Origin of the sequence: Flavivirga spongiicola (assembly GCF_030540825.1) — a bacterium.
GTDB classification, from domain to species: Bacteria; Bacteroidota; Bacteroidia; order Flavobacteriales; family Flavobacteriaceae; genus Flavivirga; species Flavivirga spongiicola.
In genome coordinates, this window is sequence record NZ_JAUOEO010000001.1 from 3,610,833 (window position 1) to 3,633,343 (window position 22,511).

A 22,511-nucleotide genomic window follows, 5' to 3' on the forward strand; every position below is an offset into this window, starting at 1 on the left:
CCCTATATTTGTATTCAGGACGATTTTATAAAATTTAAATCAGATAAATTATGAAAAAGTTTTTTGCATTTATCCTATTAATGGGACTAGTATGTTGTAAAACAAAAGAACCTGTAGATTCTATTGTAATAAATGCCAATGTTTATACTGTAAATGATAATTTTGAGAAAGCTGAAGCATTTGCTGTTAAAGATGGCAAATTTATAGAAGTAGGAAATTCAGAAGTACTGAAAAATAAATTCTCAACAAATAATATCATTGATGCCAAAGGACAGACTATAGTTCCTGGATTCATTGATGCGCATTGTCATTTTTTAGGTTTAGGTTTAAATCAATTAAATGCCAATTTAGTAGGAACAACGAGTTTTGATGAGGTGGTAAACCGTGTTTTAGGTTTTCAAAATAAGTATCAGCAGGATTTTATTTTTGGTAGAGGCTGGGATCAAAACGATTGGAAACTTAAGGAATTTCCAAATAATACTTTACTAGATAGTTTATTTCCAGATACGCCTGTTGCATTAACTCGAGTTGATGGACATGCTTTATTGGTTAATCAAGCAGCTTTAGATTTAGGAAATATTACTATTGATAGTGAAATTGACGGAGGTGAAGTGGTGATTGAAGAAGGAAAACTAACAGGAGTTTTAATAGATAAAGCCCAAAGATTAGTGCTTAAGCACTGGCCAGAGCCATCAAGAAGAGAAATAGAAAGCGCTTTGTTAGAAGCACAAAAATTATGTGTTTCTCAAGGATTAACAACAGTTGACGATGCTGGTTTGGAAATAGATAGTATTGAGATTATTGATAGTTTGCAGAATTCAGGCGACTTAAATATAAGAGTTTATGCGATGGTGTCTGCTACCAAAAAGAATTTAGATTATTATTTAGATAAAGGTATTATAAAAACTGATAAACTTAATATAAGATCTTTTAAATTTTATGCTGATGGTGCTTTAGGTTCGCGAGGTGCAATGCTACGCAAACCCTATACTGATAAACCTGGGCATTTGGGGTTGTTGGTTAATAGTATTGAAGACCTTGAAGAAACAGCAACACGAATTTCAAATTCTGAATATCAAATGAATACCCATGCTATTGGAGATTCTGCTAATCATGTGGTTTTGCATACCTATAAAAAAGTATTGCAAGATAAACCCGATAGACGGTGGCGTGTAGAACATGCACAAATAATTTCACCAGAAGATTTTAATTTGTTTAATGATATCATCCCATCAATTCAACCAACACATGCAACAAGTGATATGTATTGGGCAGAAGATAGAGTTGGAGCAGAACGTATTAAAGGAGGATATGCGTATAAAGATTTATTGAAAACCTATGGAAAAGTCGCTTTAGGAACCGATTTTCCAGTGGAATATGTAAGTCCATTTTATACATTTTACGCTGCGGTAGCAAGAAAAGACTTAAAGGGCCACCCAGAAAGAGGTTATCAAATGGAAAATGCTTTAAGTCGAGAAGAAACTTTAAAAGGGATGACCATTTGGGCAGCTTATTCTAATTTTGAAGAAGCAGAAAAAGGAAGTATTGAAGCGGGGAAATTTGCCGATTTTATAATTCTAGATAAAGATATTATGAAAGTTGATGTATCTGAAATACCAAATATTAAAGTATTGAGCACGTTTATTGATGGAGAATTACAATAGTTTATCATGTTTAGTTTTTAAATACATAGTATTTATTATAATATTAGGAGTATCGTCATTTAGTTTTTCGCAAAGTCTTAAATATTGCAAAGATGTTGTGGATGTTAAAAAAATAATTAAAGGAGATTGGAAATTGAAAGGAGAAGCAAAAAATGGCATATATAGATTTTCTTTTGATACGGGGGCTAAAGATTTTTTAGAAGTATTGAAAGAATTAAACCTACCTCCAAAAGCTCAAGGACCTCAAAGCAAAAATTATACTATTGTTAATATAAAACTAGAGAACGAAGCCTTTTTTATCGAGTTAATATATCCTTTTGGAAAGACCTCAGAGAAAATTTTAGTATTAGATAAAGAAAACTTTGTTTTTGGTCAAGGAGAATCCAAGCGCGTGTTTGTTAAAGACCAAGATTACACCAAACGAGCCAAATAATCAAAGTGTTCACCTTCACAAACCCGTTCGCATTTAAGACCTACAGTTTCACAAGCCAGTTTTAAGGTTTCAAAATCTAAATAGAGCCATTTCATCGGAACTTCTTTTTCACTCTTATAGCTTAAAAAATAATCAAGTTCGCCATAATAACTAGAGTTGGTGTCTACCCAAAGACCACCATCTTCATCTTCGTACATATATTTAATATCCGAAGAGTCAATTAAAATTTGTCCATCATCCTTTAAAAGACTTTTTAAATGAGATAAGTATTTTGAAACTTGAGATAACTCTTGAAAAATTCCAGTACCATTCATTAAAAGTAAGATAGTATCGAAAGATTCAGTTTCATCTAAAATGTTCTTTTCTTCAGCATTCATAACACCACGTTGTTTTGCGACATCAATAGCACCTTTAGAAATGTCAATCGCTTTTACTTTTAACCCTTTTTCTTGTAAATATAAACTGTGACTGCCCGTACCACAACCAACATCTAAAACAGAACCTTCAGCTAGTTTTAAAGCTTTTTTTTCTAAGCTAGGCATGTCTTTAAAATCACGAAATAAATAGGGAAGAGGTAATGTATCTTCTCCCGAAATACTTGTAGAAGTAATAATATCTTCTGTATGGTTTCCGTTTTGATACTCTAATAAAGCTTGTCCGAAAAGGTCTTTCATAATTAAAATTTGATTTTGTAAATGTATTTAGATAGTTTGTTTATTTTAGGCATATGAAACAAACTTTTTTTTTACTACTTTTTAAATTACTTATTAGCCAAAGTATATGGACTCAGGAGCTAAAGTATTCTTATAAAAGTGATGCCGAATTTGATATTGAAACTTATTTGGAAACAATAACAAAAAAGCAATTAAGTAAGATAAATGGAGCTTACAAAAAGCAAAGAAAAGGATTTTATCAAAAACAATTAAAAAGTTTAAAAAGCCAATTAAGTGACAGCACATTTATATTTAATGATGATTTGTCTACTAAAATTGAAAACATTTACCGTGAGATTTGTCTTGCTAACTTAGAATTAAAAAATGATGATTTTTGTTTTTTTATTGATAGATCATTATATCCTAATGCATCTGCCTACGGAAATGGGGTGTTTGTAATTAATCTAGGCCTATTCACTTTACTTGATTCAGAAGACGAGATTGCATTCGTAATTTGTCATGAACTGGCTCATCATAGTTTATTACATATTAAGAAGAAAATAGACAATTATATATCTAAAACTAATTCAAAAGAGTTAAAGTATAAAATAAGTAAAATTAAAAGAAAAAGGTATGGTCAGAATTCTGCGAGAATGGAGTTGTTAAAAGATTTGAATTTTGATTTTTCCGAGCATTCCAGAGAATCTGAAATAGAAGCTGATATAAAAGGGTTTGATTATTTCTCAAAAACAAAATATGATAAGAACGCTGCTATAAGTGCACTTAAAAAACTTGGAAATATAGAAAAGCTTGTTTTCAGGTATGAGATTGATTGGGAAGCAATATTTAATTTAAATGATTATCGTTTTAATAAAAACCTCTTGATAAAAGAAGAGTCTATGTTCAACTCAAATATTCTTATTGATGATAATGCTTGGGATATAGATTCTTTAAAATCACACCCAGACATTAACATCAGAATTAATAAATTGATTACAAGTGAATTTGATCTACTAAACAATGATAAAATAGAAATTGAAGATGGTAATAAAGAAGTTAAAAGGGTGTCTGAAAAATTATCAGTGATGTCTGCATTTGATCAAGGGAACCTGGATTTGGCTATTTATAAGGTGGCAGTGAATTTAGAGAAAAAAGATAACGATAAATCTTTTTTTGTTGGGAAAATGGCGTTAATATTGAAGAAACTATATATATTAAAAAAAAATCACAGTATAGGGAAATACGTTCCGAATGAAAATAATTTGTCGGATGAAATTTATTTGAATATGATTAGACGATTCATTCATAATATTGATATGTATGAACTCAAGAAATTAATTAAAAACTATACCAGTTATCACATTAAAATAATAAACGATAATAAAGATTTAGTATCGGTACACGAAATTTTTAATAAAGATTAAATTTATAATACATGAAACAACCAATAGTATTTTTCATTTTTTTTCTAACCTTTTTCAGTTATTCTCAGTCAAAGATTTTAAAGACTACCGAGGGGGCGTCACTTGTGAATTCTGGAGTCATGATAGATACCGATAATTCTGCAAATGGATATTATTTTTTCTATGAAGTTGATAAAGTGAATAAAAGGGAAAGAGAATTTGCAATTAAAATTTTAGATCAAAATTTAAATGAGGTTATAAATAAATCGTTTGTTGAAGATAGGAACTCGTACCTGATGCAAGTTAAGTATAATAAGCAACAGTTAATGTTTGTAATGTATAATAGTAAAGACTTCAAGTTTATTTTTTATAGCTTGGATAAAGATGGTAATTTGAATAAAGTTTCTGAATATGAAGAAGGAATCAAAAATTATGTATATAGGTCAAAGAGTACAGTTCCAACTTTCTCATTTTACCCAATAGCAAATAAAGGTTTTTTACTTTTTATGCTGTATAAGAATAAAAAACATGGATATAAGCTTAAATATATCTCTACAAACGGAGGAGAGAGTTGGGATTACACTTCTGGTAAAGAACAACATGAAATTCTCCAAATTCTTAATGTAGATGAGAAAGGGATTATCCTTCAGGAAGTTAAAAAAAAGAGATTGCTATCTGGAGAGTATAGTGCTTTTATTAAAATTTTGGACCCAGAAACAGGAGAAGCCTTCTTTAAAAAAGAATATCCGCAGGAAGCAGAGATACCTGAAGCTTGGAATAATGTTTTTATATCGAATGAAGAAGTCATAATTATTGGTGAATACTGGGCAGAAAAAGAAAGGGTTTTTAAAGATGACAGCAAAGGGTTGTTTATAAATAAGTATAATTTTGAAGGAAACAAAACTTTTAATAAACGAGTAAGTTGGCAGGATAATTTTGAACAGACATTTAATGAGTTAAATGATGAAAGTGGAAGAAATTATTTGTTTTTCCATGATTTCATGACAACTGAAAATGGTCACATTTATGCTTTAGCAGAGCAATATAGAAAAACTTTACGAGTTGGACTTGGTGCTCAATTAACAATTACAGATGCTTATGTCTTAGATTTTGATAAAGAATTTAATTTAGTTGATGTAATAAAATTTGATAAAGGAAAATCTAGGATCAAGTCATCTGTAGTTGCTGCTAATAGACATTTGTTGGCTATGTTGTTGAGTAGGGAGGGTGGATTTGATTATGAATTTACACAAACGGATAAGAAAAAAGATCGTTTTTATTCTTTGTTTCTTGACTATGAACGGTTAAAAGGCGAAAAGAATAAAATAGCTTTCAAAGCCATAATTTATAATGATGGTAAATTGACAGAGGATAAAATATACTTAGAAAATGATTTAGTAAAAACACAAGTAAAAGCAGCAAAGGCAGGCTATGTACTATTAGTAGATCATGATAAGAAAAAGAAGGAGGTAAAGCTTCATTTAGAAAAATTAAATATAGAATAACTACCTTATTTTTTTGAGTATAAACTTATGCAAGATATCCTAAAAAATCTTCCAAAGCTCGCCAAAGATAAGCATAACGAAAACAAAAAATTCTTTGCTAAGTTAAAAAAGAAACCGCCAAAGAATTTGGATTATATCATGCAGGAATTGCATGAAGACGAGTTTGAGCGTACCGATTGTTTAGAATGTGCTAATTGCTGTAAAACGACTGGACCGCTATTTACAGATAAAGATATTGAACGCATTTCGAAGTACTTTAAACAAAAACCACAGCAGTTTATAAATCAGTATTTGCGTATCGATGAAGATAATGATTATGTATTGCAAAGTGTACCCTGTACATTTTTAGGTACAGATAATTATTGCTCCATTTATGAGGTAAGACCAAAAGCTTGCCGAGAATTTCCACATACCGACAGAAAAAAGTTTCAGCAAATATCTAATCTAACATTAAAAAATGTTGCTATGTGTCCTGCAGCTTTTAACATTGTTGAGAACATGAAAAAAAGAATAAAATGAACTCATTTATACTACCCAGTCAAACTGAGCACATGTTTTTGAATTGAAGTAAAAATTAGTCATTATGTAACCAGTTGAAGACTTTTTTGAGTAGTATAGCACTTGTGCTAAGCGAAGCCGAAGTATCGCTATGGAATAAAAAAAGACAAAAAAACAGGTGAAAAAAGACCATTTTTTAGCCAATTATAAAAATTTAGATGAATTCATTAAGTATATTTAGTAAAAATATTCTATTGGAAACTATTTTAAATTATTTTGAAACCATTCCTCCATTGCATCGAGGTATTATCATAGTAGGAGGATTAACCTTCTTTTGGATTATTGAAGGTATGGTGCCTTTATTTGGATCTAACTACAAAAAATGGAAACATGCTATACCGAATATATTCTTTACAATAACAACCATACTTGTAAACCTTCCTTTGGCCTTTTTATTTTTAAAATCATCAGATTGGGTCATGGCTAATAATTTCGGAATTATTAATTGGCTTCCTGAAATGCCAATATGGTTATATGTAATTTTGGGAATCTTTTTGATAGACTTTATAGGCGCCTATTTACCACATTTAATAGAACATAAAGTAAAACCACTATGGATGGTACATTTGGTACACCATTCGGACCATCATGTAGATACAACCACTGCTAATAGACATCATCCTTTAGAAAGTTTAATTCGTTACGTTTTTACTTTAATGGGAATATTTATTATCGGTACACCAATTGCTTTAGTTATGTTATATCAATCGTTGTCTATTATAGCTACTCAATTTAATCATGCGAATATTAAGTTACCTAAGAAGGTAGACAATTTGTTGAGTTATATTATTGTCTCGCCAGATATGCATAAAGTGCACCATCATTATAAATTGCCATACACCGATTCTAACTATGGAAACATATTCTCAGTCTGGGATAGACTTTTTGGAACGTATATGAAATTGGATACCGATAAAATTATTTATGGTGTTGATGTTTTTCCAAACGAAAAAGAGAATAGCAATGTTAAAGACTTATTAAAACAACCGTTTCAAAAGTATAGAAAACCGACATCTTCTATAAAAGAATAATATCTACTGGGTAAGCCAATCTATAATCTTTTAAAGCTAAAACCTAATTAATCGTATAACAAGTATTTATTTCGAGTATTTTTAAATGCCTCCAAATCATCTAGCCATGAAGCTTTAATTTCAGTTTCACTTAAACCTGTTACAATCTGCTGTTGTAACTTGTCAGTTCCAGCATGCTTTGTGAAATTGTTTGTATTGAAAAACAATGATTTATCTGTTGAATTTTGATATGCTCTAATCACCCATTTTAAAGTCATGACACCACTAAGCTCTTCATTTTTTAAATCTTCACCATAACATAATTCATTTTTATGTTTAGGGTGTTTGGCACCAAAATTTGCAACAGGCGTATAGCTAAAAGTATGCGTCTTTTTATTTAAAAAAGGAGCCCCATACCGTTGAAATTGAAATTCAGTACCACGACCGGCATTTACGTTAGTACCTTCAAAAAGTCCAAGACTGGGATACAATTTTATAGCTTGGTCGTTAGGCAAGTTTGGAGAAGGTCTAATAGGTAAACTATAAAAAGTGTCGTGTGTGTAATTTTTTATAGTAATAACGGTTATTTCGCATTGAGAACCATTTTTTAACCATTTTTCACCGTTAATCATTTGTGCATATTCACCAATAGTCATCCCATGCACCAACGGTATAGGATGCATACCTAAGAAACTTTTATTTTTAATTTCTAAAGTGGGGCCATCTATATAATGACCATTTGGATTTGGTCTGTCTAATATTAAAACAGGGATCCCCTGTTCAGAACAAGCTTCCATAATGTAATGTAACGTAGAAATGTAAGTGTAAAACCGAACACCTACATCCTGAATATCAAAAACAATAATATCTAAACCTTCAAGTTGTTCTTTAGTGGGCTTTTTGTTTTTTCCGTAAAGAGATACAAGCGGTAAGTTCGTTTTAGTATCAATACCGTCTTTAACTAATTCGCCGGCATCTATACGACCTCGAAAACCATGTTCTGGAGAAAACACCTTTTTTATGTCAATCTTTAAGGATAATAAAGAATCAACTAAATGAGTTGTTGTATCTTTTTCGACTATATGATCCAGAGATTGTTCATTGGTCTCTAAATCAATACTTATAGCTCTAATTTTTTTTTTCTTAAAAATTACTGAGGTTTGATTCGCAACAATACCAACGCGTTTCCCTTTTAATAGTGATAAATAAGTATCAGTTTGATTGGCGCCAACAATAATAATAGGATTGTTTTTTGCAGTAAGATGTATCTTATCTTTAATGATTATTTTGCTTTTTGCTTTAGAAGCACAAGAAATCATTACAAAAACAAATAATAAAACTGTATTTTTGAAAACATTAAACCTCATTGAATAATTTGAATTACGAGTTTTTTATAGCTAAACGCATTATTGGTAGTAAAGCGTATAAAAGTAGTATATCGGCACCAATAATAAAAATTGGTATCGCTGCAATTGTTATTGGTATTGTCGTAATGATGGTTGCCATTGCAACAGGCATTGGTTTACAGCAAAAAATACGCGATAAAGTAGTAGCATTTAACGGACATGTAATTATTATGAATTATGATAGCAATAATTCGCAAGAAAGTGTCTTTCCAATTTCAAAAGAACAAGACTTTTATCCAGAGTTTAAGCAAGTAGAAGGTATCAGTCATATTCAAGCAGTAGCTACTAAATTTGGTATTATACGTACCGAAACCGATTTTGAAGGTGCTATTTTAAAAGGTGTTGGAGGAGATTATGATTGGAAGTATTTTGAAGAATTTTTAATAGAAGGTAGATTGCCAACCTTTACTAAGAAATGGAGCGAAGAAGTTTTAATTTCTCAATATTTAGCTAAAAGATTAGGCTTTAGAGTGGATGAAGATTTTCAAATGGTATTTGCAAAAGATGACCCAGAAAAATTGCCAAATATTATAACCTTTAACATTGTTGGTATTTATAATTCAGGATTTCAAGATCTGGATAAGCAGTATATAATAGGCAATATTCGTCATATACAGCGTATTAATAGATGGGAGGAAGACCAAATTGGGAATTTTGAAGTGTTTATTGATGATTATGATGAAATTGATAGAAAAGGTGTAGAAATATATAAAAGCATACCCTCAGTACTTAATGCAGAAACCATTACAAACAAATATGCTTCAATTTTTGATTGGATTAAAATTTTTGATACAAATATTTATGGAATTATAGGTATCATGATACTCGTAGCGGGTATTAACATGATAACCGCGTTACTTGTTTTAATATTGGAGCGTACTCAAATGATAGGGATATTAAAGGCCATAGGAAGCAACAATTGGAGCATCCGAAAACTATTTTTATATAATGCAACTTACTTAATTTTTCGTGGATTATTATGGGGGAATATTATTGGATTAGGACTTCTCTTTACTCAAAAATATTTTAAAATTATTACACTGCCTGAGGAAACATATTATGTCGCAGAAGCACCTGTCTATGTCAGTCTTAGTTACGTTTTAGCGCTAAATATAGGTACGTTTGTACTCTGTTTACTTATGCTTTTGATACCATCTTATATAATTACAAAAATATCTCCAGTAAAAGCTATTAGGTTCGAATAATTTCTAATATTTTGGTCGCTTCCTGTTAGGAACTATTTTTATTCGTGACTTACGCTTTATAATTAAGGATATCATTACAATCTATAACACAACAGATAACTAACTTTTTAGTAAATTTATATTATGGAATACGCTGAAAACATACTAGGTACTATTGGAAATACGCCATTGGTGAAATTAAATAAGCTTGTTGAAGAATTACCGTGCTTAGTTTTAGCAAAATACGAAACATTTAACCCTGGTAATTCTGTTAAGGATAGAATGGCTGTAAAAATGATTGAAGATGCAGAAGTGGATGGACGATTAAAACCAGGTGGAACCATTATTGAAGGTACATCTGGAAATACGGGTATGGGATTGGCATTAGCAGCCATAGTAAAAGGCTACAAAATGATCTGTGTTATAAGTGATAAACAGAGTAAGGAAAAAATGGACATTTTAAGAGCCGTAGGAAGTAAAGTAGTCGTGTGTCCAACTAATGTAGAACCAGAAGATCCAAAATCATATTATTCAACTTCAAAACGACTTGCCGAAGAAACACCAAACTCTTGGTATGTAAATCAATATGATAATCCAAGTAATACGGCAGCACATTACGAAAGTACAGGGCCAGAGATATGGAAACAAACGGATGGTAAAATAACGCATTTCTTGGTGGGAGTTGGAACAGGAGGAACTATATCCGGAGTTGGTAAATACCTAAAGGAGCTAAACCCTAATGTGAAAATCTGGGGCGTAGATACCTATGGTTCTGTTTTTAAAAAATATCATGAAACTGGTGTGTTTGATGAAAATGAAATCTATCCATATATTACAGAGGGTATAGGAGAAGATATTTTGCCAAAAAATGTCGATTTTAGTGTTATAGATGGTTTTACCAAAGTCACCGATAAAGACGCAGCCATTTATACGCAAAAATTAGCAAAAGAAGAAGGGATGTTTCTTGGTAATTCTGCCGGTGCTGCTATAAAAGGACTCCTTCAATTAAAAGACCATTTTAAAAAAGAAGATGTCGTAGTGGTTTTATTTCATGATCATGGAAGTCGTTATGTTGGTAAGATGTTTAATGATGAGTGGATGCGTGATCGTGGGTTTATTGAAGATGAACTAACCAGTGCACAAGACATTATTAATAGTCATTCAGACAAACCTCTAATAACAGTAAAGACTGAAGAATTGGTATCTCATGCTATTGAACGTATGAAGAAATATAAAATTTCCCAAATACCAGTTGAAGACTCATCAGGATTTGTAGGAGCTGTTGATGAAGCAGATTTGCTACGAAAATATATAGAAAACAAAGATATTTCTAATTTACCCATTAAAGAAGTTATGCACAAACCGTTTCCAATAGTTAGTAAAAATACACCTATTGAAGCTATTTCTAAATTAATAGATAGAGATAATAATGCAGTATTGGTAAAGTTAAATGATGGCGCATATCAAATTATTACTAAATATGATATTATTAGTGCGCTGTAAATGATATTATACCAATTAAACCTCAAAATAATGCATATAATTAGTTTAGTTCTCTATCTTTTATTTTAAAAATAGGAGTTCGTGAATCTTCGATTTTAAATAATTTATCCATCATTTTGAAATCCAATTGATGTTACAGAAACAGATTACAAAAAAAATCCTGAATAAAATATTTAGGATTTTTTTATGCTTTGCTCAATTTTAAGTAGGTTTTTGAGTACAAATTAACTTTATGCTTGTGTTTTTTCTGTAACTGTTTGTAATCAAAAACTTTAATAAAAATTTTGTTTATATCAAATTTTGTTATATTTTCGACGAAGTGCACTTTTTTACGATTAAGTGTATTTGCCCAAAACTACTAACTAAAATATTAGGTATGAACGTTCAACAAATATCCCTACAGCAGGATAATTGGCAAGAAGATATTTCTATTTTAAATATCAATGCCAATATATTTCTACTTTTTGTGTCTCCTGATTTTAACCCTAAAAAAGAGGTACTAGATTTCGTAAATAATAAATATCCAGATGCAACCATAATTGGATGTTCAACTGCTGGAGAAATATCAGATATTACTGTAAAAGACGAGACCATATCTTTAACAGCGATACAATTACAGAAAGTTACTTCCAAAAAATCATCCATTAAAATCATCGATATGGATTGTAGTTATAAATCAGGACAATATTTGGCAAAAGATCTTTATAATAAAGATTTACGACATGTACTGGTCTTGAGTGATGGACTTAATGTTAATGGAGCAGATTTAGTTTTAGGTTTAAAATCGATAATTCCTGATGTTAGTATCACAGGAGGATTGGCTGCAGATGGTTCTAACTTTAACAAAACATTTGTTATTGATGATAATAAGGTAGTTGATAAAACCATTATTGCTTTAGGTTTTTATGGAGAGCATTTAAAAGTAGGCTTTAGTTCAAAAGGAGGATGGGATAGTTTTGGTATAGAGCGTTTGGTAACAAAATCAAATAAAAATGTTCTTTACGAATTAGATGGTTTACCAGCGTTAGAATTATATAAATCTTTTTTAGGGAAACAGGCAGACAAACTACCGAGTTCTGGGCTATTATTCCCCTTAAGTATGAGGATTGATAAAGATTCCTTACCAGTAGTTAGAACCATTTTGGCTGTAAATGAGGAAGATCAAAGCTTAACATTTGCAGGTAATATTCCAGAAGGTGCCTATGCGCGTTTAATGAAGGCAAATATTGATAGATTAATAACTGGTGCTGCTGATTCTGCAGTTGATGCCAATAAAGAACAGGAAGAAAAATCCGAATTGGCAATTCTTATTAGTTGTGTAGGACGTCGCTTAGTCTTAAAACAAATGGTCGAAGAAGAAGTAGAAGCGGTAAGAGATATAATAGGAGAGAAACCTAGTATTACAGGTTTTTATTCATATGGAGAAATTGCGCCTTTTGGAGAGTTTTCACCTTGCGAATTGCATAATCAAACGATGACTATTACAACACTTTCAGAATGTTAAACAAAGGCTACCATAGGTTGTTAAGGCGTCAGCTAAAAAAAACAGGATTAGACATTACTGAGAACCCAGATTTTGTCAGGTTTTTTAATATGGTTAACGATGCTTATAAAAGTTTTGACAATGATGTAAAACATATTGAAAATATTCTTGAAGAAAGTTCTAAGGAATTATTTGTGACTAATCAAAGGTTAATAAAGGAAAGGGATAATACCAACAAAAGATTAGAACATATTGTTGATAATATTGGAGGTGTTCTTTTTAAGACAGATCTAGATGGGAATTTTACCTTTTTAAATAATGCTTGGACAGAATATTCAGGAATTCCTGTTAATTATGCTATAGGAAAAAGCTTTAGGACCTTTTTACAAGGAGAGAATATAGATGGTTTTAAACGATTTGATGACCTGTTTTCTAGAGAAAAAGAGCATATTAAGTTTATATTTAAGAATAAAAGGGGGAATGAAGTCATGTGGTTTGAGGTGAAGTCAAAACTTATTAAAGATCGTAATGGGGTCTCAACAGGTTTTATTGGAACCATTACAGATGTGACAAACCTAAAAGAGACAGAAATAGAATTACAGAAAGCGAGTAAATCTAAAGACGAATTTTTATCTACAATGTCTCACGAAATTAGAACACCTCTAAATGCAGTTACCGGATTAGCTAATATATTATTAATGGAAGACCATTTGCCAGATCAGTTAGAAAATCTAAAAGCACTAAAATATTCGGGAGAACATCTATTAGGACTAATTAATGATTTACTAGATTTTGATAAAATAAAATCAGGTAAATTAAAACTTGTAGAGAAGGATTTTAGTTTAAATTATTTTTTAGAAAGTATAAATTCCCATTTTAGTTTAAGAACAGAAAAAAAAGGTCTAATCTTCAATGTTATTAAGGAAAATGATGTGCCTGATAATATTATTGGAGACAAATTAAAATTGACCCAAATAATTAAGAATTTATTGAGTAATTCTTTGAAGTTTACTGAAAATGGGTGTATTAATCTTACTATTAAAAATTTAGGTGTAAAAGAAAATAAAGTAAGACTTGTTTTTAAAATCATAGATACAGGAATAGGGATATCTAAAAGTAAACAGAAGTCTATTTTCGAAAGTTTTATGCAAGCTAATTCTGAAACTTCAATAAAATATGGGGGAACAGGCCTTGGATTGTCAATAAGTAAAAAGTTATTAAATCTTCAGGGTAGTGATTTGATTGTTGAAAGCGAACTAGGCAAAGGTTCAACATTTTTCTTTGAAATTACTTATAAAGTAAGTAATAGACTTAATGTTTATGAACCAGATATGATTAAAATGCAACCGGATTATGAACCTTTAGAAATAAACGTGCTAGTTGCAGAAGATAATAAAATGAATGTGCTAATACTTAAACGTTTTTTCAATAAATGGGGTGTTAAATACACAGTTGCAGAAAATGGAGAAGAAGTATTAAAACTATTTGAAAAATTTGATTACGATCTAATACTTATGGACTTGCAAATGCCAAAGATAAATGGCTATCAAGCGACCAAAATAATTAGAAAAAGTAAGAATGAAAATAAAGCCAGTATACCAATAATTGCTTTAACAGCTTTTGCTCAGATCGATATCAAAAAGAAAACAGAACAATATAAAATGAATGGGTTTATGGGGAAACCTTTTAACCCTGAAAAATTGTACAAATTGCTAAAATCTTACAGTAAAGCTTATAATAAAAAAGCCATTTAATAAGGGCTTTAGCACGTTACTTTGGTGATCAATAAAACAACTATTATTTTTGTTTAAACATAAACGTTGCTAATAACAGGTTTTGATTATTTATATTGGATCGAGCTAATATATACCCAGACTATAAATAGAATCTGTAAGGGAATCCTAAACCATAAATACATTAATCCATTTCCATTGTAAGTAGCTTTTTGATAATCCAAATGATTAATTGCAGCCTTAATGTTTGCGGGAAGGATAAGTATGAAGAATAAAATTAGAAGCCAAGAAGTTAATACCTTGAGCTGTGTTATGTGAAGTCCCACGGCTCCAAGAATTTCGATAATGGCAGTAAAATAAACCATTTCTTTTTTAAAAGGAATTAATTCAGGAACCATCAAAATCAAACCGCTAGGAAATAGAAAATGTCCTAATGCAGTAAAAAGTAGCATGGCCGACATTGCGATACGTGCAGAAAGAACAAAGTCATATTCTCCATTAATGATTTTTATAGTAAATAATGAAATTGTCGAAACGATAATAAGGATAATAAGAGGTTTCATCTTTTTTTTACAAACTTCTTTAAAGTTTGCATTCAAAACAATGAACCCAGGTTAAGAAATGCGCTTTCGAATTCGACTTAATGCTTGAGGAGTTATTCCAATATATGAAGCTATATATTTTAAAGGTATTTCTTTAATTAAATTAGGACGCTCAGCAAATAAATTTAAATACCTTTTTTCTGCCGTTTCGTTTAGAAAAGATTGCTCTCTTTTAGATTTCATCAAAAAAATGTTTTCTGTTGTTATTCGACCAATAGCATTGCCAACTTCAGTTTCGTTATAAATATCCTGTAAATCTTTATATGTTAGTCTCCAAAGTGTAGTGTCTGTAAGAGTCTCAATTTGGTACGTGCTGGGCTTCCTTGTTAAAAAAGAGTCATATGCACTCATGAATTCATTTTCAAAACAAAAACCAAAAGTAATATCATTTTCTTGTTTTGGAGTAAAGAACCGAAGCCTTCCCTTTTCAATAAAAGAAAGATGGTTTTCTATATCTCCAACCTTTAAAATAGTTGCTTTTTTACTGTAAACACTTTTTTTTAGTTTAGAAGAAAATATGTGCCAATCCAAGTCACTTAATTTTGCAATTTGTTCAAAGTGTTCTTTTATTTTATTCATTAATTTATTTAGATTGTTTTTGTTTGACATTAGTGACTCGGCAAAAAACGCTAAACGAAGTTAGTTGTTTTTTGTTAAAATGCTTAATAATAATTTGTATGTAATTTCTTAATTTAATTTGGAATTTACGTACATCGGTTTTATTTTAGTTGCATGCAAGAAGATTTTTTACACTATATCTGGAAACATAAAAAATTTCAAATAAATCATCTTAAAACAATAACAGGAGAATCAATTATAATAAATACTGTTGGACAGCATAACTTAAACTCTGGCCCAGATTTTTTTAATGCACAACTCAGCATTAATGATCAGCTTTGGGCAGGTAATGTAGAGATTCATGTAAAATCATCCGATTGGTTTTTACACCATCACGAAAAAGACAAAGCATATGATAATGTTATTTTACATATAGTTTGGGAACATGATACAGACGTTTATAGAAAAGATCATACCGTTATACCTACTTTAGAGTTAAAAGATTTTATTAGCAAAGATGTTTTAAATAATTATAAAAATTTATTTGCTAAACAAAACAAATGGATTAATTGTGAGCATGATTTTGCAGGCATTGATGATTTTATTTTAAACAATTGGTTAGAACGTTTATATTTAGAACGTTTAGAACGAAAAGCTAAAACGATAGAATTACTTTTAAAAGAATCAAAAAATGATTGGGAAGCTGTATTGTTTCAAATGCTGGCTAAAAATTTCGGACTTAAAGTAAACGGAGATTCGTTTTTTAGCTTGGCGAAATCTATTGATTTTTCAATACTTAGAAAATCACGATATAATCGGCAAACCTTAGAAGCTCTATTGTTTGGGCAATCTGGTTTGTTAAATCAAGATATAGAAGATGTTTACTATTTAAATTTGATTCGGGAGTATCAATTTTTAAAACAAAAGTTTAAATTAGAAAATGGTCACGTATTGCCATGCCACTTTTTTAGATTACGACCATCTAACTTTCCAACTATTAGATTGTCTCAATTTGCAAGTTTGTATTATGAGCATCAAAATTTATTTTCAAAGATTATAGAAACGAATCATTTAGATGATTTTTATAAATTATTTAAAGTATCAACATCAATGTTTTGGGATACACATTATACCTTTCAAAAAGAATCAAAATCATCTAAAAAAATGCTTACAAAATCATTTATAGATTTATTACTTATCAATACGATTCTTCCTCTTAAATTCTGTTATGCGAAACAAATAGGAGAAGACGTTAATTCAGATATTGTAAAAACAGCTACTTCAATTGCTTCAGAAAAGAATAGCATTATTGAAGCGTTTAATAGCTTAAAAAAGATATCAAAATCGGCGTTAGATTCACAAGGGTTTATTCAACTTAAAACAGAATATTGCGATAAAAATAAATGTTTACAATGTGCAGTTGGTAATACTTTAATCATTAAATAACAATAACTTACTTCCTTGAAGTTTTCTTTAATGTTTTAACTAATTTGCCATTCTTATCTTTTGGCTTCGCTCAAGATAAATTTCAGTAGGAATCTAAAATATATAATTTTGTTAAATTTTATATTTAAATTGCGGCATGAACAATATTTATAAACCATTATTGTTTTTTCAAAAACATGGCTATTATGTTTGTCAGCGTATAGCAGACAGATTAGGAATTAGAGCTAAGGTGGTAAGAACATCATTTATGTACCTAACATTTGTAACCGTTGGTTTTGGCTTTGCGCTATATTTGTTTCTTGCTTTTTGGATAAGAATTAAAGATTTGGTTTATACCAAACGCTCATCTGTTTTCGATTTATAATTGGTATAACCTATGAATCCACTTATAAAGTTTTTTAGAACAAAAATATATACAGCAGTATTATTACTAGTTGTTCTTATGCTAATAGGTGTAACAGGATATAAAATGATATCTGGTTACTCATGGGTTAATGCGTTTTATATGACCGTTATTACCATGACAACTGTTGGTTTTGGTGAGGTGACTCCGCTTGACGACCCATCGAAAATTTTTACCATATTTTTAATTTTAGCAAGTGTGGTTATTGTGGGTTATGCACTTTCAATAATTACGGAGTATATTTTAAGCAAAAACGATGTTGAAGAATTAATACAAAAAAAAATGCAAAAAAGGATAGATAATCTTAGAGGACATATTGTTATTTGTGGTTATGGCAGAAACGGGAAGCAGGCAGCTAGAAAACTTTTGGCATATAAAAAGCAATTTGTAGTTATAGAAAAAGATAAGGAAATGGAAGAGCGCTTACAAATTGATGGAGTTTCTTATGTTATAGGCAATGCCAATGAAGATGAAACGCTTATTCAAGCAGGGATTGGTAAAGCTTCTTGTTTAATATCTGCTTTACCCAATGATGCTGATAATTTATTTGTTGTGCTTTCAACTAGGCAATTAAATAAATCTATAAACATTATAAGCCGGGCTTCGTTAGAAACATCATATAAAAAATTAAAACTAGCAGGAGCAAATAATGTTATTTTACCTGATAAAATAGGGGGTGACCATATGGCATCTTTAGTGGTAGTTCCTGGTTTAATGGAATTTATTGATAATTTATCAATTGTAGGCAAATCGAACATTAATATTGAAGAAGTCGCTGTAGAAAAACTTTACAAGACTAAAGAAGTCAGAACTAAAGAAGTCAGAACGATAAAAGATTTAGACCTTCGTAAAAAAACAGGTTGTACCGTTATTGGTTATAAAAATGAAAATGGCGAATATTTAGTTAATCCAGAGGCAGAACTGGAATTAGCATTAAATTCTAAAATCATTGTTTTAGGTAGACCCGAACAAATAGATGCGCTCAATTCTGAATACAATATAAATTAATGAATACTTGATTTTAACAATCATTCTTTTAAAAAATCATTTTTTTTTAGCATCTTGCTGGCTTTTAATACGAATTTTTCAATAAAACTAAATTAATATAACTTTCTTATGAAGAAATATCTTCTTTCAATATTCACCTTAATATTACCATTTTTAACATTTGCGCAAGAAGCTACCGAAAAAGGATTAGATCAACAAATAGACGAAGGGTTCAAACCAGTTTCAGACTTTTTTAGTAAAGTAATATTTTTTAAAGTTTGGACAGATCCAGATATTCCGTTTGTATTATTGCTTTTAGTTGGAAGTGCTGCTTTTTTTACCATTTATTTTGGGTTTCCTAATATAAAATATTTTGGAAAAGCTATTAATACAGTAAGAGGGAAATATGATGAGATTGAAGGAGGGCATGAAGCTTCTGATACGCCTATGACTATTGATGGGGATATTCGTGATACAATTCGTGATGAGAGTCAAGAAGGAGAAGTAAGTCATTTTCAAGCCTTAGCTACTGCAGTATCCGGTACAGTAGGTAATGGAAACATAGCAGGTGTAGCTTTAGCAATTGCACTAGGAGGTCCTGGTGCAACATTCTGGATGATTATATGTGGTTTATTAGGTATGTCTACTAAGTTTGTGGAGTGTACTTTAGGAGTTCAATACAGAGATGTAGGAGAAGATGGGACTGTATATGGCGGGCCAATGTATTATATTACTAAAGGACTTAAAGAAAGAGGGTTTTCTATGTTAGGAAAAATAGCCGCAGTCCTTTTTGCTATTTTTTGTATTGGTGGTTCATTTGGTGGTGGTAATGCAGCTCAATCTAACCAAGCTACAGTTGTGCTTAAAGAACTTATGGGACTAGAAAGTGCTAGTGCAGGAGCAATAATTGGTGTTATTATGGCCATATTAGTAGGTGTTATTATAATAGGAGGTATTAAAAGAATTGCTTCGGTTACAGAAAAGGTAGTACCTTTTATGGCGGTACTATATATAGTAGCATGTTTGTATATAATTTTAAGTAATTTTTCATTAATTGACGATGCTTTCGGATTGATTTTTAGTGAAGCATTCAATCCTAGAGCTATAGGTGTTGGAGGTGTTATTGGTGTATTACTTGTTGGTTTTAAACGAGCAGCTTTCTCTAATGAAGCTGGGGCAGGTTCAGCATCTATTGCGCATTCAGCAGTAAAAACTAAATATTCGGCATCAGAAGGTTTAGTGGCTTTATTAGAACCATTTATTGATACGGTTGTAATTTGTACAATGACAGCCTTAGTAATTGTGATCTTTAATACTGGCGGAATATTTGAATACGGAGGTGATGGAGTTGGAGGTGTAATGATTGATGGTATGCGTTATGAAGGAGCAGGTATAACATCGCAGGCATTTGCACAATATATACCTTATTCTAACGTGTTTTTAACAATTGCAGTTGTACTATTTGCAGTTTCTACAATGATTTCATGGTCATACTACGGTTTACAATCATGGAAATTTTTATTTGGTAGAGGTAAAGCAGCAGATTTAACATATAAGCTTTTATTCTTATTGTTTGTTGTTATTGGTGCAGCAGCAAGTATGAATTCTATTTGGGCATTTTCAGATGCTATGATTTTTGCTATGGTATTCCCTAATATGATTGGGTTGTATTTCCTATTCCCAGTAGTTAAAAAGCAATTAAAAAGATATTTAGATGCTATAAAAGCAGCAAAAGCATAAATAACTTAAATGAAAAATTTTAAATCCCATTTTGTGTTTTCTAAAGAACAACGAAATGGGATTTTTTTATTAATAATACTTATAGTAGGACTACAATGTGTTTGTTTTTTTGTAGATTTTTCATCTGAAAACATTCTAGTTAATAAAGCAGCACTTGTCAAGTTTAATAAAGAAATTGACTCGCTTAAATTAGTGAAACTTGAAAAAAGTAAACCAAAAATATACCCTTTCAATCCAAATTACATAACAGATTTTAAAGGCGCTTCATTAGGAATGTCTAATAAAGAAATTGATAGACTATTAGCTTTTAGAAAACAGAATAATTGGATTAATTCAACAAAAGAATTTCAAAAAGTTACTAAAGTGTCAGACTCACTTTTAAGTCAAATATCTCCATATTTTAAATTTCCAGAATGGGTATCGGTATCTAATTCGAAGCCAAAACAAAGACTAGTTTTTAGTTATAATAACGCTTCAAAAACTATTGCTAAAAAGCAAGACTTAAACAAAGCAACAGCTCAACAACTACAAAAAGTAAATGGTATTGGAGTAGTTTTTTCAGAACGTATTATAAGATTTAGAAATAAATTTGTTGGTGGTTTTATTGATGATGTGCAGCTTCAAGATGTATATGGTTTAACCCCAGAAGTCATAGAAAGAATAACAAACAATTTTACGGTAAAGACACCAAGACAAATTGAAAAGATAAACATAAATAAAGCGACTATAGATAACTTGGTTACTGTTCAACATATAGATTATGATTTGGCGTATAATATAATTGAGCAGCGTAAATTAAAAAATGGATATAAATCTCTAGATGAATTAAAAAAAGTTAAAGACTTTCCAGTAAATAAAATCGATATAATTAAATTATATTTGTTCCTCGATTAAAAAAACAGCAGTGTTTATGAAATGAGTATTAACTTGAAACTAGTCCTGCATAAAGATAAAGTTAATTACAAATGGCATTTACCGATAAAGAATAATAAATTTTAATAAATGAATAGTATGTACTTCACAGAAGAGCATAATCTTTTTAGAACAAGTCTTCAGGATTTTTTAAAGAAGGAAGTAGTTCCTAATATTGAAAAATGGGAAAAAACAGGAACTATAGATAGATTTATTTGGAAAAAGTTTGGAGACATGGGGTTTTTTGGTATAAACTACCCAGAAGCTTATGGTGGAATGAATTTAGATTTATTTTATACGGTTATACTTCTTGAAGAGCTTCAGAAAATAAATTCAGGCGGTTTTGCAGCAGCAATTTGGGCACACGCTTATTTAGCAATGACGCATTTAAATGCAGAAGGAGATGAAGCCATTAAGCAAAAATATTTGACACCAAGCATTTCTGGAGATAAAATAGGATGTCTATGTGTTACAGAACCTTTTGGAGGTAGTGATGTGGCAGGTATGCGAACAACTGCTGTGAAAGAAGGAGATCATTATATTATTAACGGATCAAAAACATTTATTACTAATGGTGTATATAGTGATTATTTAGTAATAGCAGCAAAAACAAGCCCGGAATTAGGCAATAAAGGTGTTAGTATATTTGTCGTAGATAGAGAAACTGAGGGAGTCTCGGCAACTAAATTAGATAAGTTAGGTTGGAGAGCATCAGACACTGGAGAAATAGCATTTGATAATGTTAAAATACCAGCAACCAATTTAATGGGAGAAGAAAATAAAGGGTTTGCTTATATCGTGCAGCATTTTTCTTTAGAGCGTTTAGTTATGGGAATCAATGCCCATGCGCGTGCAGAATATGCATTAGAGTATGCTTTGCAATATATGTCAGAACGTCAAGCTTTTGGTAAATCAATTGATACATTTCAGGCATTAAGACATAATGTTTCAGACTTATATACCGATATGGAAATCTGTAAAGAGTTTAATTATTCGGTTGCTTATAGATTGAATAAAGGTGAGTATATAGTTAAAGAGGCATCTATGTCAAAATTAAAGTCAACAAAAATGGCAGACGATGTTATATATCAATGTCTTCAGTTTTTAGGTGGCTATGGTTATATGGAAGACTATCCAATGGCAAGGCTCTTAAGAGATAGCAGACTAGGTCCAATTGGAGGAGGAACTTCTGAAATTCTTCGTGAAATTATCGCTAAAATCATAATAGATAAAAAAGAATACAAGGCAGCAACTAACTAACTTAATTATTGTTTTAGCGAAAATTGTATCACAATTTGCTAAAATCATAATAGACAAAAAAGAATACA

General features: G+C 30.6%; 20 protein-coding genes. 16 read left to right on the top strand and 4 right to left on the bottom strand.

All coding sequences use genetic code 11. The annotated features are described in order from the left end of the window. The first annotated feature begins 50 nt into the window (after positions 1 to 50). Both Q4Q47_RS14515 and Q4Q47_RS14520 read left to right on the top strand, forming a co-directional pair. Positions 51 to 1,664 carry an amidohydrolase gene (locus Q4Q47_RS14515; protein ID WP_303307370.1) on the top strand — a complete coding sequence of 538 codons (1,614 nt, stop codon included), beginning with the start codon at positions 51 to 53 and terminating at the stop codon, positions 1,662 to 1,664. Further along, on the top strand, positions 1,648 to 2,097 hold the full coding sequence (locus Q4Q47_RS14520) for a hypothetical protein (protein ID WP_303307371.1): 450 nt from the start codon (positions 1,648 to 1,650) through the stop codon (positions 2,095 to 2,097). Before Q4Q47_RS14515 ends, Q4Q47_RS14520 begins: the two co-directional genes overlap by 17 nt. On the opposite strand, the gene Q4Q47_RS14525 is transcribed toward Q4Q47_RS14520, so the two are convergent. Next, positions 2,076 to 2,771 carry a class I SAM-dependent methyltransferase gene (locus Q4Q47_RS14525; RefSeq protein ID WP_303307372.1) on the bottom strand — a complete coding sequence of 232 codons (696 nt, stop codon included), beginning with the start codon at positions 2,769 to 2,771 and terminating at the stop codon, positions 2,076 to 2,078. The genes Q4Q47_RS14520 and Q4Q47_RS14525 overlap by 22 nt on opposite strands. A 53-nt stretch (positions 2,772 to 2,824) precedes the next feature. On the opposite strand from Q4Q47_RS14525, the gene Q4Q47_RS14530 reads away from it, so the two are divergent. The 4 genes from Q4Q47_RS14530 to Q4Q47_RS14545 all read left to right on the top strand — a co-directional run bounded on the left by Q4Q47_RS14530 (position 2,825) and on the right by Q4Q47_RS14545 (position 7,247). Next, entirely contained in the window at positions 2,825 to 4,174 is a 1,350-nt protein-coding gene (locus Q4Q47_RS14530; RefSeq protein ID WP_303307373.1) for a M48 family metallopeptidase, read from the top strand. An 11-nt stretch (positions 4,175 to 4,185) separates the two neighbouring features. Next, a complete protein-coding gene (locus tag Q4Q47_RS14535) occupies positions 4,186 to 5,658 on the top strand; it encodes a DUF6770 family protein (protein ID WP_303307374.1) in 1,473 nt (490 codons plus the stop codon). Positions 5,659 to 5,685: 27 nt separating this feature from the next. Then, the gene (locus Q4Q47_RS14540; RefSeq protein ID WP_303307375.1) at positions 5,686 to 6,177 is read left to right on the top strand and encodes a YkgJ family cysteine cluster protein; all 492 of its coding nucleotides are present in this window, start codon (positions 5,686 to 5,688) and stop codon (positions 6,175 to 6,177) included. A 233-nt stretch (positions 6,178 to 6,410) separates the two neighbouring features. Beyond that, on the top strand, positions 6,411 to 7,247 hold the full coding sequence (locus Q4Q47_RS14545; RefSeq protein ID WP_303308479.1) for a sterol desaturase family protein: 837 nt from the start codon (positions 6,411 to 6,413) through the stop codon (positions 7,245 to 7,247). Positions 7,248 to 7,294: 47 nt separating this feature from the next. Here Q4Q47_RS14545 and Q4Q47_RS14550 read toward each other — a convergent pair whose 3' ends face one another. Next, the gene (locus Q4Q47_RS14550; protein ID WP_303307376.1) at positions 7,295 to 8,593 is read right to left on the bottom strand and encodes an exo-beta-N-acetylmuramidase NamZ family protein; all 1,299 of its coding nucleotides are present in this window, start codon (positions 8,591 to 8,593) and stop codon (positions 7,295 to 7,297) included. An 8-nt stretch (positions 8,594 to 8,601) separates the two neighbouring features. Between Q4Q47_RS14550 and Q4Q47_RS14555 the strand changes: the two genes are divergently transcribed. The 4 genes from Q4Q47_RS14555 (at position 8,602) to Q4Q47_RS14570 (ending at position 14,556) form a co-directional block, all read left to right on the top strand. Further along, a complete protein-coding gene (locus Q4Q47_RS14555) occupies positions 8,602 to 9,837 on the top strand; it encodes an ABC transporter permease (RefSeq protein ID WP_303308480.1) in 1,236 nt (411 codons plus the stop codon). Positions 9,838 to 9,960: 123 nt separating this feature from the next. Next, positions 9,961 to 11,319: a pyridoxal-phosphate dependent enzyme gene (locus tag Q4Q47_RS14560; RefSeq protein ID WP_303307377.1), complete on the top strand. Its 1,359-nt coding sequence runs from the start codon at positions 9,961 to 9,963 to the stop codon at positions 11,317 to 11,319. A gap of 376 nt (positions 11,320 to 11,695) precedes the next feature. Next, positions 11,696 to 12,823 carry an FIST signal transduction protein gene (locus Q4Q47_RS14565; RefSeq protein ID WP_303307378.1) on the top strand — a complete coding sequence of 376 codons (1,128 nt, stop codon included), beginning with the start codon at positions 11,696 to 11,698 and terminating at the stop codon, positions 12,821 to 12,823. After that, complete coding sequence (locus Q4Q47_RS14570) at positions 12,817 to 14,556, top strand: PAS domain-containing sensor histidine kinase (RefSeq protein WP_303307379.1); 1,740 nt, start codon at positions 12,817 to 12,819, stop codon at positions 14,554 to 14,556. The genes Q4Q47_RS14565 and Q4Q47_RS14570 overlap by 7 nt, the downstream gene beginning before the upstream one ends. 86 nt (positions 14,557 to 14,642) lie before the next feature. On the opposite strand, the gene Q4Q47_RS14575 is transcribed toward Q4Q47_RS14570, so the two are convergent. Beyond that, positions 14,643 to 15,134 carry a DoxX family protein gene (locus tag Q4Q47_RS14575; RefSeq protein WP_331497735.1) on the bottom strand — a complete coding sequence of 164 codons (492 nt, stop codon included), beginning with the start codon at positions 15,132 to 15,134 and terminating at the stop codon, positions 14,643 to 14,645. Positions 15,135 to 15,149: 15 nt separating this feature from the next. Then, complete coding sequence (locus Q4Q47_RS14580) at positions 15,150 to 15,716, bottom strand: Crp/Fnr family transcriptional regulator (protein WP_303307380.1); 567 nt, start codon at positions 15,714 to 15,716, stop codon at positions 15,150 to 15,152. Between the two features lie 153 nt (positions 15,717 to 15,869). On the opposite strand from Q4Q47_RS14580, the gene Q4Q47_RS14585 reads away from it, so the two are divergent. From Q4Q47_RS14585 to Q4Q47_RS14610, 6 genes are all read left to right on the top strand, one after another. Next, positions 15,870 to 17,141, top strand: a complete 1,272-nt coding sequence (locus tag Q4Q47_RS14585) for a DUF2851 family protein (RefSeq protein WP_303307381.1) — start codon at positions 15,870 to 15,872, stop codon at positions 17,139 to 17,141. A 136-nt stretch (positions 17,142 to 17,277) separates the two neighbouring features. Then, complete coding sequence (locus tag Q4Q47_RS14590) at positions 17,278 to 17,505, top strand: PspC domain-containing protein (protein ID WP_303307382.1); 228 nt, start codon at positions 17,278 to 17,280, stop codon at positions 17,503 to 17,505. Between the two features lie 12 nt (positions 17,506 to 17,517). After that, entirely contained in the window at positions 17,518 to 18,552 is a 1,035-nt protein-coding gene (locus Q4Q47_RS14595; protein WP_303307383.1) for a potassium channel family protein, read from the top strand. A gap of 108 nt (positions 18,553 to 18,660) precedes the next feature. Next, the gene (locus tag Q4Q47_RS14600) at positions 18,661 to 20,271 is read left to right on the top strand and encodes an alanine/glycine:cation symporter family protein (RefSeq protein WP_303307384.1); all 1,611 of its coding nucleotides are present in this window, start codon (positions 18,661 to 18,663) and stop codon (positions 20,269 to 20,271) included. A 9-nt stretch (positions 20,272 to 20,280) separates the two neighbouring features. Beyond that, positions 20,281 to 21,165 (top strand): ComEA family DNA-binding protein, encoded by an 885-nt coding sequence (locus Q4Q47_RS14605; RefSeq protein WP_303307385.1) that lies wholly within the window; start codon positions 20,281 to 20,283, stop codon positions 21,163 to 21,165. Positions 21,166 to 21,273: 108 nt separating this feature from the next. Next, positions 21,274 to 22,443 (top strand): acyl-CoA dehydrogenase family protein, encoded by a 1,170-nt coding sequence (locus tag Q4Q47_RS14610; protein ID WP_303307386.1) that lies wholly within the window; start codon positions 21,274 to 21,276, stop codon positions 22,441 to 22,443. Positions 22,444 to 22,511 lie beyond the last annotated feature (68 nt).

What these genes read in the sequence shown, in the direction of transcription:
- Q4Q47_RS14610 (WP_303307386.1), top strand. Translation starts at nt 21,274, where the DNA reads ATGAATAGTATGTACTTCACAGAAGAGCATAATCTTTTTAGAACAAGT.
- Q4Q47_RS14605 (WP_303307385.1), top strand. Translation starts at nt 20,281, where the DNA reads ATGAAAAATTTTAAATCCCATTTTGTGTTTTCTAAAGAACAACGAAAT.
- Q4Q47_RS14580 (WP_303307380.1), bottom strand. Translation starts at nt 15,716, where the DNA reads ATGAATAAAATAAAAGAACACTTTGAACAAATTGCAAAATTAAGTGAC.
- Q4Q47_RS14540 (WP_303307375.1), top strand. Translation starts at nt 5,686, where the DNA reads ATGCAAGATATCCTAAAAAATCTTCCAAAGCTCGCCAAAGATAAGCAT.
- Q4Q47_RS14535 (WP_303307374.1), top strand. Translation starts at nt 4,186, where the DNA reads ATGAAACAACCAATAGTATTTTTCATTTTTTTTCTAACCTTTTTCAGT.
- Q4Q47_RS14525 (WP_303307372.1), bottom strand. Translation starts at nt 2,771, where the DNA reads ATGAAAGACCTTTTCGGACAAGCTTTATTAGAGTATCAAAACGGAAAC.
- Q4Q47_RS14585 (WP_303307381.1), top strand. Translation starts at nt 15,870, where the DNA reads ATGCAAGAAGATTTTTTACACTATATCTGGAAACATAAAAAATTTCAA.
- Q4Q47_RS14595 (WP_303307383.1), top strand. Translation starts at nt 17,518, where the DNA reads ATGAATCCACTTATAAAGTTTTTTAGAACAAAAATATATACAGCAGTA.
- Q4Q47_RS14515 (WP_303307370.1), top strand. Translation starts at nt 51, where the DNA reads ATGAAAAAGTTTTTTGCATTTATCCTATTAATGGGACTAGTATGTTGT.
- Q4Q47_RS14550 (WP_303307376.1), bottom strand. Translation starts at nt 8,593, where the DNA reads ATGAGGTTTAATGTTTTCAAAAATACAGTTTTATTATTTGTTTTTGTA.
- Q4Q47_RS14560 (WP_303307377.1), top strand. Translation starts at nt 9,961, where the DNA reads ATGGAATACGCTGAAAACATACTAGGTACTATTGGAAATACGCCATTG.
- Q4Q47_RS14530 (WP_303307373.1), top strand. Translation starts at nt 2,825, where the DNA reads ATGAAACAAACTTTTTTTTTACTACTTTTTAAATTACTTATTAGCCAA.
- Q4Q47_RS14590 (WP_303307382.1), top strand. Translation starts at nt 17,278, where the DNA reads ATGAACAATATTTATAAACCATTATTGTTTTTTCAAAAACATGGCTAT.
- Q4Q47_RS14520 (WP_303307371.1), top strand. Translation starts at nt 1,648, where the DNA reads ATGGAGAATTACAATAGTTTATCATGTTTAGTTTTTAAATACATAGTA.
- Q4Q47_RS14570 (WP_303307379.1), top strand. Translation starts at nt 12,817, where the DNA reads ATGTTAAACAAAGGCTACCATAGGTTGTTAAGGCGTCAGCTAAAAAAA.
- Q4Q47_RS14600 (WP_303307384.1), top strand. Translation starts at nt 18,661, where the DNA reads ATGAAGAAATATCTTCTTTCAATATTCACCTTAATATTACCATTTTTA.
- Q4Q47_RS14565 (WP_303307378.1), top strand. Translation starts at nt 11,696, where the DNA reads ATGAACGTTCAACAAATATCCCTACAGCAGGATAATTGGCAAGAAGAT.